The sequence below is a fragment of the Gracilibacillus pellucidus genome, from assembly GCF_033949965.1.
GTDB classification, from domain to species: Bacteria; Bacillota; Bacilli; order Bacillales; family Amphibacillaceae; genus Gracilibacillus; species Gracilibacillus pellucidus.
Genome location: NZ_JAWZSR010000004.1, coordinates 62,555 through 74,142 on the forward strand (window position 1 = coordinate 62,555; position 11,588 = coordinate 74,142).

The window sequence follows — 11,588 nt, forward strand, 5'->3', positions numbered from 1 at the left end:
GAAAAGACTCTTGACTTAGTGAAAAGTCAAGAGTCTTTTTTAAAACCTAAAGCTATATGGGGAATTGCTTTTCCAGCGATTATAAATATGGTACACTGTATCCGTTGACATAAAAAATGTTACATAAGTGAAACCTTTTATACATAACAATCGTATAAATTTTATATGTCATAGAAAAGGTGAAAGGAGGTCGGGATTTGAAAAAGCACGCAATATTATTGGTGCTCTTCTTATCGATTGTAGCCACAGTTGTTTCTATCACCGCTGATTTCCATTCTCAAGTTTATGCTGAAGAAGATGGTACTGGTAAGCTAGTATACGTTATACCTATTGAAAATGAGGTAGAGCGTGGTTTAGAAGCTTTCATTAAACGAACAACATCAGAAGCGGCTGAAGCCAATGCAGACCATATTATTTTTGAAATTAATACGCCGGGTGGTCGAGTTGATGCGGCGGAGAATATTGGTGAAATATTACAAGACTTAGAAATAGAAACTACGTCCTTTATTACAGTTAAAGCCCTTTCAGCTGGTTCTTATATTGCTTTGAACACAGATAATATTTATATGAAGCCCCAGACCAGTATGGGAGCGAGTGGAGTAATTACTTCTGATGGCAATGCTGCAGATAAAAAAGCTCAGTCAGCATGGGTTGCCAGTATGAGGGGGGCAGCCATTTCAAAAGAAAGAGATCCGTTGTATGCTGAAGCGATGGCAAATGCTTCATTAGATGTACCTGAATATGGAGCACCAGAAGGTGAATTTTTAACATTAGATGCGACTAATGCAATGGAAGTAGGTTATGCTAACGGAATTGTTAATCATCGGACAGAACTATTAAGTCAGTTGTCTCTAACACAAGCAGAAGTTGTGGAAAATGAAACGACTGTTGCAGAAGGAATAGCCCGCTTCTTAACAAATCCGATCGTCGTACCAATCTTACTATCACTTGCAAGTGTCGGTCTGATTGTCGAATTATATTCACCTGGATTCGGTATCCCTGGTTCAATTGGTTTAAGCTCTCTAGTGTTATATTTTTATGGGCATATTGTAGCGGGATTAGCTGGGTATGAATCAATTGTCCTTCTAGTACTAGGTATTGTACTCATTATTATCGAAATATTCGCGCCTGGTGGAATACTTGGATTTATCGGTATTGGTGCGATTGTTGGGTCACTGTTTACATCGTCCAATGACCCAGGACATATGGCTATGAGTATTGCTATCGCTATTATTGCAAGTATTATTGTAGCGGTTATTCTGTTTAAGACTATTGGGCTTGAAAAAGGTGCCTTTCGTCACATTATTTTGCGAGACAGAACGACAACCGAACAAGGATATGTATCAACTGTCAACCGTTTGGAATTGCTAGGAAAAGAAGGTGTAACATTGACACCGCTAAGACCATCGGGTGCTGCAGAGTTCGATAATGAGCGAGTTGATGTAGTGTCAGAAAGTGGATTTATCGATGTGAATTCAACGGTCAAAATTGTTAAAGTAGAGGGCGCGCGACATGTTGTGAGGAAAATATAAAATGAGTGCTTCAACATGTACTTGTGTCAGTGTCACACAGTATTAAGGAAACTTATCAAGATGTTAGCAATCAGCACAATTAATTGAACAGGATTGTTAACAACATGATAAAGATAAATTATTAGGAGGATATAAAATGTCTGAATATGAAACTATTATACCAATTATTATTATTGGATTAATTGTTATCGCTGTTGCTATTTTATTCACATTTATTCCAGTAATGCTATGGATTAGTGCACTTGCAGCAGGTGTAAGAGTAAGTATTTTCACATTAATTGGAATGCGTTTAAGAAGGGTTGTACCATCGCGGGTAATCAATCCGTTAATTAAAGCACATAAAGCAGGAATTGATGTAAGTACCAATCAGTTAGAGAGTCACTTTTTAGCAGGTGGTAATGTAGACCGTGTAGTAAATGCTTTAATTGCTGCACAAAGGGCAAATATTGAACTTAGCTTCGAGCGTTGTGCTGCTATTGACTTAGCTGGTCGTGACGTATTAGAAGCGGTACAGATGAGTGTAAATCCAAAAGTAATTGAGACACCTTTCATTGCGGGTATTTCAATGGATGGTATTGAAGTAAAAGCGAAAGCACGTATTACGGTAAGAGCAAATATTGACCGCCTTGTCGGTGGTGCTGGAGAAGACACTGTTATTGCTCGTGTTGGTGAAGGAGTCGTAAGTACAATCGGTAGTGCTGAAGCACACAAAGAAGTACTAGAGAATCCAGATTCCATTTCTCATAACGTATTAAATCGTGGTTTAGATGCAGGGACTGCCTTTGAAATTCTATCGATTGATATTGCAGATGTAGATATCGGGAAAAATATTGGTGCGATCTTGCAAACAGACCAAGCGGAAGCAGATAAAAATATCGCACAAGCAAAAGCAGAAGAACGTCGTGCAATGGCCGTTGCACAAGAGCAAGAAATGGTTGCGAAAGTTCAAGAAATGCGCGCGAAAGTTGTGGAAGCAGAAGCAGAAGTACCACAAGCACTTGCAGAAGCATTGCGTTCAGGTAACATGGGTGTAATGGATTATATGAATTATAAAAACATTGATGCTGACACTGATATGCGTGATTCAATTGGTAAATTAACAGAAACAGATAATGATGAGGACGACATGAATAAATAATAATCCTCAGAGGGACCTTTAGGTAGTTTATCAAAGCTACCTAAAGAGTGCCTGAAAGGAAGATGGTAATGGATAATTTGTTTAGTTTTATTGTTCCGATTATAGCTATCGTTGTTTGGTTTTTAGGGTTAACTAAGTCTAAAGAGGAACAGGATAAACAACAAACCCCTCCAAGGCCGAAACAAGCACCTCAGCAAACACATACTCAGACAGAGAACCAAACTACTGAGGTAGCAGAGGATCCTGTTCCTAATTACCAGAGTAGTACAACAACTGCTCCATCAATGGAACAAACCTTTACACAACAAAAAGAAAAGCAAATGAAAAAACTGAAAGATAAAATTAAACTTGCAGAAGATATTCGTAGTGGTACTAAATCCCCAGGAATAGGACAATTTGATGGAATTAAGGATGGAGTACCTAAAAGACGCCAATCTACTGTAACTGATAAAGATATTACCTTATCAGTTGAAAGTAATTTGAATTCTAAAGGAATTGCACAAGGTATTATTATGGCTGAAGTATTAGGGCCACCCCGTGCATACCAAAAAAGAAAATATAGTCATCGTTATCGCTAAGATAATGGGAAGAACAAAAACCGAGTGGAATTCCACTCGGTTTTTTACTGGTCTAGAATAATATATCTCCATTTTATCACGGTGTATGAGTCGTAATACGTCCACTTCAAGATTCGAGTACCACAACGAACCTAGAACTTTCTTGAAAGCTGTTCTTAAATCTTTCTTTTTTCATAGAATGAATTTGAGGGGAGGCATATGTTCAATGAAAAAATTAAAAGAAAAAATCCTATCAGCTATGACCCGAACTTTTGATTTGCCTTCTGAAGTAACGATGCAATTGCCACGAATTACAACAATTGGTTCGATTCATGCCTACATAGAAAATCATCAAGGTCTTGTCGTCTTTTCTTCAAACGAACTACTATTAAAGGTACATCAAGGTCACGTTCGGATAAAAGGGGAAGACTTTGTACTAAAAACAATGATAGAAAAAGATATTTTATTAGAAGGCAGTATAACCGCTATAACTTATGAAAAATCGTAGCATCGGATTTGGAGGGAGTTTTATGTATGTTCAGCGGAAAAATTGGTTGTCAGGCCATATAACGATTGCAGTAAGAGGCCAATCACCAGAACGCTTTTTTGATTTATGTGCCCGTTATGATATTTCTGTTTGGGATATGAAAAAAAAGAGTGAAACAGAAGCAACAGGTAAAATAAAATTATCCGATTTGTCTAAACTAAGAGTGGTAAAGAGAAAGACCATATATAAGATATATTTTCAAAGGAGAGAAGGTTTCCCTTTTCTCCTTCGAGAACTACTTCTACAAAAGCCATTAATCATTGGTTTTCTTCTATCCATTGTTATGATTTTTGTATTGTCAAACATAGTATGGAGAATTGATGTTTCTGGCTTAGATGAAGAAATGAAAAGAAAAGTAACAGTGCAATTAGAAGAGTATGGCTTGGAAGAAGGTGCTTTTCAATGGAATGTTGATTCACCGGCAACTATTCAAAAAAATTTATTAGCAGATGTACCAGAATTACTCTGGATAGGAGTTAAAAAGAACGGATCTGCCTTTCATTTAGAAGGGGTAGAAAAAACGATTGTCGAGAAAGCAGAAGAAGAGAAGCCAGGCCATTTAATTGCTAAGAAAGAAGGAGTTATTACTGATTTATTTGTTGAAAAAGGACAACCTCTTGTTAAACCTAATGATGTAGTTTATGAGGGAGATGTCTTGGTATCGGGATATCTAGAACAGATGGATGAGGAGGAAGAAGAAGAAGAACAAGATAGTAAAAAGCCTGTAGCTGCTGTTGGAGAAGTAATAGCAAAGGTATGGTACAAAAGTGAACTAGTGGTTCCTCTTACAAATGAATATCAAGTGTTAAATGGTGTAAGTGAGCAAAAACATTATCTAAATGCGGGAGCATTTTTACTTCCTATTTGGAATTTTAAAAACCCTGATTATCAGCATTATCAGTTAGATGTAGAAGAAACAGAGTTTTATTTTTTGAAATGGAAGCTTCCATTTAGTTACGTTCGTCAAACTATTTATGAAGCAGAACGAAAAATAGAAGAAAGAACAGAAGAAGAAGCGAAGAATATGGCGATAGAACATGGTAAAAGACAGTTAATGAGAGAAATTGAACATGATGCAGAAATTATTGAAGAAAAAGTTTTGCACGAAAGGGAAGACAATGGTAAAGTAAAATTAACCTTATATTATACTGTGTTAGAAAATATTGCAAAGAAACAACCTATTAGCCAAGGAGATTGATTATGTCAGAAGATCTAAAAATGGTAGATTTACAATTAGAAAATCCAAATGAAGCTTTAACGTTATTCGGTACAGAAGACCGACATTTAAAGCAATTGGAAGAAAAACTACAAGTATCGATTACATCAAGAGGTGAGCAAATAAGTGTATCTGGTGATTCTTCGGATATTCGCATCATTCAAGATGTATTAAATGGATTGTTAACGGTTATACGAAAAGGAATAATCATAACAGAGAGAGATGTCATTTATGCTGTAGACCTTGCGAAAAAAAATAAAATCGATCAATTAGAAGCTTTATTTGAAGATGAAATCACTAAAAATGCTAAAGGGAAATCGATTCGTGTGAAAACTTTAGGTCAGCGTCATTATCTACAAGCGATGAAGCAGAATGATCTGGTGTTTGGAATTGGTCCTGCGGGTACAGGTAAAACTTATCTTGCTGTTGTAATGGCTATTCGTGCTTTAAAAAATGGAAAAGTAAAGCGAATTATTTTAACAAGGCCTGCCGTAGAAGCGGGAGAAAGTTTAGGTTTTTTACCAGGTGACTTGAAGGAAAAAGTTGATCCCTATTTACGTCCTTTATATGATGCGTTACATGATGTGCTAGGCACAGAGCATACGATGCGTTTGATTGAAAGAGGGACAATTGAAATAGCACCACTTGCATATATGCGAGGAAGAACACTAGATGATGCATATGTTATTCTAGATGAGGCACAAAATACGACAAACGCACAGATGAAAATGTTTTTGACTCGTTTAGGCTTTGGCTCGAAGATGATCATAACAGGTGATGTAACACAGATTGATTTACCTAATGGTGTACAATCTGGTTTGAGTGAGGCACAAGAAAAGTTGAAAAATTTGAAAGGTATCGGTATGGTTCGGTTATCGGAATCTGATGTAGTACGTCACCCGATTGTGCAAAAGGTTATTCAGGCATACGAAAAGTAATTGGTATAAATAGTAATAAAGAAATGGGGGGATGAAATGAATAAGCTATCTTGGATAAAAGAGAAAATAGTTTTGCTTTTTAAACTTCATATGATTCAATTAGTAACAGCTTGTTTAGTCATTGTTGGTGTTTTCTTTGCTGTTAGCTATCAAAACGTGCATACTGAAACATATGAAATTGAAAAATTCTCTGCAGCAAAAGAAACGATTCGTTCCCCTATAACGATTGAAAATGTGAAGGAAACAGAAAAAAATATACGAGAGATTGTCCAGTCAGTTGATGACCATTTCGAGATAGCTGAAGAAGTGGTTGATGAACAAATTACATATATTAATGAATTATTTGAGGCAATCAATAAGATTGATAAGGAACAAGCTGAGTTAGATGACGAGGAAGAAGAGCTATCTACTATTTCCGATAAAATCGCCTATCTTAGAAATCTAATACCAAGTAATTCTTTATCAGAAATGGATAAAGAGACATTTCGTTCATTATTTGAAGCAACAGACAGTCAAGTAAGGTTGGCAAAAGAACTAATTACAACAACTATTTATGATGCATACCATGATGGAATTAAGGTAGAAGAAGTGGAACAAGCAATCAAAGATGCACAGCAAAGGTTAACCTATTCTACGTTGGATGATACGTTTGTTGAGGCCCTACTGCCCATAGTGGAAGCAAGTATTCAGCCTAATGCATTCTTCTCTGCAGAGCAGACGAATGAGGCACAAGAACAGGCAAGGGATAGTGTAGAACCTGTTATGATTAGGGCAGGGGAAGTAATTGTAGAAGAAGGGCAACTTATCACAAATGAAATTTATGATGAATTAGAGGTTGCTGGATTATTAAATGATGAGCGTAATCTATATCCAACCATCGGCTTATTTTTATTAATATTCTTAATCGGCTTATTTTTATTTTTTGAAATGCATCATCATCTAAGTAGAGCGCGTCTAGATTTAAGTAAAATAATCGCGATTTGTTTACTAAGCATCTGCCTTGTCTTAATGTTAAAAGTTGTTAGTTTTTATACAACAGCGACAAATCCATTATATTTTTGTGCGCCAGTAGCAACTGTATCTATGTTATTGAAAGTTTTAGTGAATGAACGAATCGCTATTGTGATGTCCTTGTTTTATGCTGTAATAGGAAGTGTTATTTTTAATGCAAATATTGCTGGAATGTTGAACATGGAAGCGGGTATCTTTATACTGTTTTCTCAGCTCGCTAGTATTTTCTTTTTATCTGTTATAAAAGATAGGGGCGCTATTATCAAAAGCGGTTTAGCAACATCTATTGTTAATATACTTACTATCTGTTTATTTTTATTCTTATCGTTTGAAAAATATTCATGGATCGATTATTTGGTTTTTAGTGGTTATGGATTTTTATCTGCAATTATCGCAAATGTATTGACACTAGGCATGTTACCGTTTTTTGAATCAGGTCTAGGCATTTTATCAGATACGAAGCTTTTATCGTTATCGAGTCCTAATCATCCATTATTACGAAAATTATTAATAGAAGCACCAGGCACATATCATCATAGTATTATGGTAGCTAATTTAAGTGAAGTTGCCTGTGAAGTTATTGGTGCCAATGGGTTACTAGCAAGAGTTGCAGCTTATTATCACGATCTTGGTAAAACGGTTAGGCCACATTATTTTATCGAAAATCAAATGGGCATGAAAAACCCTCATGACCATCTTGATCCGTACCAAAGTGCAGAAATTATTTTACAACATCCAATAGACAGTGCAAAGTTATTAAAAAAAGAAAAACTACCGAAAGAAATTATTGATATTGCGCTACAACACCATGGTACTACCTTGTTGAAATATTTTTATTATAAGGCGAAAGAGCGGAACGATAAGGTAACAGAAGAGAAATTCCGTTATACTGGACCTAAACCTAAAACGAAGGAAGCAGCAGTAGTGTCTATTTGTGATTCTATTGAAGCTGCTTCTCGTTCACTAGCTAATCCTACACAAGAAGAAATTGAAAAAATTGTTTCATCTATTTTTGAAACACGGTTACTTGACGGTCAGTTAAATGATAGCTCGTTGACATTTAACGAGTTAGAGCAAATGAAATTAGCTATATGTGAGACATTAAAAGGTATTTATCATTCACGAATACAATATCCAAAAGAAACTAACATGAAAGAGGCGAAATAATGATGGAAATAGATTTTCATGATGAAACAGAAAAGGTATCTGAAGAGCATATTGCATTAATTACGAATTTATTAACGTATGCTGCAGAACAGGAAAACATTGCTGAAGGGGCAGAATTATCAATATCTTTTGTTGATAATGATGACATTCAACAATTAAATAGCCAATATCGCGGATTAGACAAACCTACTGATGTACTGTCCTTTGCTTTAGAAGAAACAGCAGAAGATGAAGTAACGATTTCTGGAGTGGAATTACCAGTTGCATTAGGAGATATTATTATATCTGTTGATAAAGCAGTGGAACAAGCTGAAGAATATAATCATTCATTTTCCCGGGAACTTGGCTTTTTAGCATTACATGGCTTGCTTCATTTATTAGGGTATGATCATATGGAAGAAGCCGATGAGAAGAAGATGTTTGGGAGACAAGAGGAGATTTTAAATGGCTTCGGACTATCGCGGGAAAAATAAACTCCATTTTGGCTTGAGATATGCACTAAACGGTATCAAGCTAGCGGTTATGTCTGAACGAAATATTAAAATTCATTTTATCGCAGCCTTATTAGTTGTTATCCTTGGCGTGGTTCTTTCGGTTTCACCAATTGAATGGGCCGTTTTAGCGTTAACAATTGGAGCTGTTATTAGTATGGAAATGATGAATACAGCTTTAGAAAAAGCGTTAGACTATGTAGAACCAAACCATCAACCCAAAATAGGAATTGCAAAGGATATGGCTGCAGGAGCTGTTCTAATTACAGCTATTATTGCACTTTTTATCGCAACAATTATTTTTGTTCCAAAAATCATAACGTGGCTTTCGTAGTCTAAAAGCGATAGTGTTGCTGATTCATGTTCGTTACTCAACGAAATGCGCTCACTCATTCTCTTTTTAGTGAATGGTAAGCACTCGCTACGGCAGAACGCTTGCTTTCCGCAGGCTTGTCTTCAACTAACTTTTCAACAACCTCGGTTGAAAAGTGGATTTTCAGACTGCGCTTTTCCTGCAGGAGTCTACGCATTCTGCCTTCGCTTTTATTATTTTCTTTATTGAATGAGAGAGGAGTATGCTGGTTATATGTCCGATGATTTAGCCTTTTCTTTCGGTAATAAGTCTTCGTATTCCCACTCATAAACAGTAGAACACATTATGTAGCGAAGGAAAAACACGGAGACTCCTGTGGAAACAGTACGAGCTGAAGATCCATTTTCTTGAAGTGATCTTCTTCAAGAAAATTAGCTGAAGCCGTACCCACGGAAAGCGTAGTGTTTTTCCGCAGCGAATTGCCAGTACTCATCATCATTAGAATGGGAGAAAGCTAACTAAACGGAAACTAACGTTTTTAGACAGCGTGGGGGTTGGGATGTATGGTGCAAGTTCGTCACTAGTTTTGTCGAATGTATGAAATTTTTTAAAAGTTATAGTATTATTAGGTTATAGAAAAGCAACAGGATGTAAAGCGGAGGAAAAATTATGAATAACAACCATTTTAAATCAGGATTTGTAGCTATTATTGGGAGACCGAATGTAGGAAAATCAACATTTATGAATCATGTTATTGGTCAAAAAATTGCTATAATGAGTGATAAAGCACAAACAACGAGAAATAAAATACAAGGTGTATATACAGATGAAGCGAAGCAGATTATCTTTATTGACACACCTGGAATTCATAAGCCTAAGCATAAACTCGGAGATTTTATGGTGAAGATTGCGGAAAATACGTTAAATGAAGTAGATGCAATCATGTTTATGATTAACGCTGATGAAGATTATGGTAAGGGAGATCAATTTATTATTGATCGATTACAGTCAATTAAGAAGCCTGTATTTTTAGTTATCAATAAAATCGATCTAGTGCATCCTGATGAACTTCTACCAATTATAGAGCAATACAAGGACAAGTATCCATTTAAAGAGATTGTACCGATTTCCGCACTTGAAGGTAATAATGTCAGTCGTTTAATGGATGTTTTCGCCGAGTATTTACCGGAAGGACCACAATTTTATCCGGAAGATCAAATAACAGATCATCCTGAGCGGTTTATTATTAGTGAATTAATCCGAGAAAAAGCATTACAATTAACAAGAGAAGAAGTACCACATTCGGTTGCTGTTGTGATTGATCAAATTGATAATCGTGGTGATGAGGAAAAAGTTCTTGTACAGGCAACCATTGTGATCGAAAGAAAATCACAAAAAGGAATTATTATTGGTAAACAAGGCCAAATGCTCAAACAAATTGGCAAGCGAGCAAGACAAGATATCGAGCGCTTATTAGGTTCAAAAGTATATTTGGAATTATGGGTGAAAGTGCAAGAAAATTGGAGAAATAAAGAGCAACAATTACATGAATTCGGCTTTAAGCAAGATGAGTATTAAGGCAGTGATGGTCATTTAATACTTGGTAAATATTTTTACTAATTTTTATAACATTTCCGGAAAGTCTAATATTGAACACAATGAAAGATTACCATAAAGGAAAGGTGAGGTTTATTGTGATCGATGTACCTTGGAAAATATTTAGTCAAACAGGCAATATTGAGGCATACTTGTGGATGAAGCAAGTGGAATTAGATGAATTTCAGGAATTGGATGATGAGCCAGATATTTCATTAATTGAAGATACACACTTTTAAGATAACAAAGGATAGGTGAAGCTTGTGTTTGAAAAAGTTGAAGGTTTCATTTTGAAAACACAGGACTATGGAGAAACACATAAAATTGTGACACTCCTGACACCGACTTTTGGAAAAGTCGGTGCGATTGCGAGGGGTGCAAAAAAAACAAAGAGTAGAATGGCTGCTATTACGCAGCCTTTTATTCATGGTTCTTACTTAATTCAACCGGGATCTAGCCTTGCTACGATTCAGCAAGGGGAAGTAATTACATCATTTCGTAAAATTAGAGAAGATATAGTTAAAACGGCTTATACAAGTTACTTAGCTGAACTTACTGATAAGTTAATTGATCCGAAAAAATATAATCCATTTATTTATAAACAACTTCTACATACTGTTGAGCGTATCGATGAAGGGATGGATCCAGAAATTTTATCCATGATCTACGAGTGGAAAATGTATAAAGAAGCTGGTTTTGCTCCTGTAGTTACTAAATGTGTTTCGTGTGGAAATCCACATGATTTAAAAGCTTTTTCTGTGTCAAATGGTGGTCTACTATGTAGAAATTGCCTTTATATTGATGAGCATGCTATTTCCGTTCCTGAAAAAGTCGCCAAGCTTATGGCAATATTTGCGTGGGTAGAATTGGAGCAAATCGGAAATATATCAGTAAAAAGTGAAAATAAGCTATTACTCTCAAGAATTATGGAGCAATACTATGAAGAACACGGTGGCTTTTATTTGAAATCGAAGCGATTCTTACAACAAATGAATAAGCTAAATGAGAAATTATAATTGACAAGTGACGTAATGTTGCGTATGATGTAAAAATAGATGAATAGCGGATTGCAAGGACGGAGA

Annotated in this window: 12 protein-coding genes and 1 other annotated feature (1 of these 13 cut by a window edge); all 12 genes read left to right on the forward strand. The window is 35.9% G+C overall.

The annotated features are described in order from the left end of the window. Window positions 1-236: 236 nt before the first annotated feature. On the forward strand, window positions 237-1,532 hold the full coding sequence (locus SH601_RS08050) for an NfeD family protein (protein ID WP_413775108.1): 1,296 nt from the start codon (window positions 237-239) through the stop codon (window positions 1,530-1,532). Between the two features lie 136 nt (window positions 1,533-1,668). Continuing rightward, a complete protein-coding gene (gene floA / locus SH601_RS08055; RefSeq protein ID WP_319957781.1) occupies window positions 1,669-2,670 on the forward strand; it encodes a flotillin-like protein FloA in 1,002 nt (333 codons plus the stop codon). A 68-nt stretch (window positions 2,671-2,738) separates the two neighbouring features. After that, complete coding sequence (locus tag SH601_RS08060) at window positions 2,739-3,248, forward strand: hypothetical protein (protein WP_319957782.1); 510 nt, start codon at window positions 2,739-2,741, stop codon at window positions 3,246-3,248. Between the two features lie 205 nt (window positions 3,249-3,453). Then, on the forward strand, window positions 3,454-3,735 hold the full coding sequence (gene yqfC / locus SH601_RS08065) for a sporulation protein YqfC (RefSeq protein ID WP_319957783.1): 282 nt from the start codon (window positions 3,454-3,456) through the stop codon (window positions 3,733-3,735). 22 nt (window positions 3,736-3,757) lie between these two features. Beyond that, window positions 3,758-4,972 (forward strand): sporulation protein YqfD, encoded by a 1,215-nt coding sequence (gene yqfD, locus SH601_RS08070; protein ID WP_319957784.1) that lies wholly within the window; start codon window positions 3,758-3,760, stop codon window positions 4,970-4,972. Between the two features lie 2 nt (window positions 4,973-4,974). Further along, the gene (locus SH601_RS08075; protein WP_319957785.1) at window positions 4,975-5,928 is read left to right on the forward strand and encodes a PhoH family protein; all 954 of its coding nucleotides are present in this window, start codon (window positions 4,975-4,977) and stop codon (window positions 5,926-5,928) included. 36 nt (window positions 5,929-5,964) lie between these two features. Continuing rightward, the gene (locus tag SH601_RS08080; protein WP_319957786.1) at window positions 5,965-8,106 is read left to right on the forward strand and encodes an HD family phosphohydrolase; all 2,142 of its coding nucleotides are present in this window, start codon (window positions 5,965-5,967) and stop codon (window positions 8,104-8,106) included. Between the two features lie 2 nt (window positions 8,107-8,108). After that, on the forward strand, window positions 8,109-8,579 hold the full coding sequence (gene ybeY, locus SH601_RS08085) for an rRNA maturation RNase YbeY (protein WP_319958127.1): 471 nt from the start codon (window positions 8,109-8,111) through the stop codon (window positions 8,577-8,579). Beyond that, window positions 8,551-8,931: a diacylglycerol kinase family protein gene (locus SH601_RS08090; protein WP_319957787.1), complete on the forward strand. Its 381-nt coding sequence runs from the start codon at window positions 8,551-8,553 to the stop codon at window positions 8,929-8,931. The genes ybeY and SH601_RS08090 overlap by 29 nt, the downstream gene beginning before the upstream one ends. Before the next feature lie 648 nt (window positions 8,932-9,579). Continuing rightward, window positions 9,580-10,488 carry a GTPase Era gene (gene era / locus SH601_RS08095; RefSeq protein ID WP_319957788.1) on the forward strand — a complete coding sequence of 303 codons (909 nt, stop codon included), beginning with the start codon at window positions 9,580-9,582 and terminating at the stop codon, window positions 10,486-10,488. Between the two features lie 116 nt (window positions 10,489-10,604). Beyond that, window positions 10,605-10,745, forward strand: coding sequence for a YqzL family protein (locus SH601_RS08100; protein WP_319957789.1), 141 nt, complete (start codon window positions 10,605-10,607; stop codon window positions 10,743-10,745). A 24-nt stretch (window positions 10,746-10,769) separates the two neighbouring features. Continuing rightward, window positions 10,770-11,522 carry a DNA repair protein RecO gene (recO, locus tag SH601_RS08105; RefSeq protein WP_319957790.1) on the forward strand — a complete coding sequence of 251 codons (753 nt, stop codon included), beginning with the start codon at window positions 10,770-10,772 and terminating at the stop codon, window positions 11,520-11,522. A 47-nt stretch (window positions 11,523-11,569) separates the two neighbouring features. After that, window positions 11,570-11,588: a binding site (T-box leader), on the forward strand (it continues 154 nt past the right edge of the window).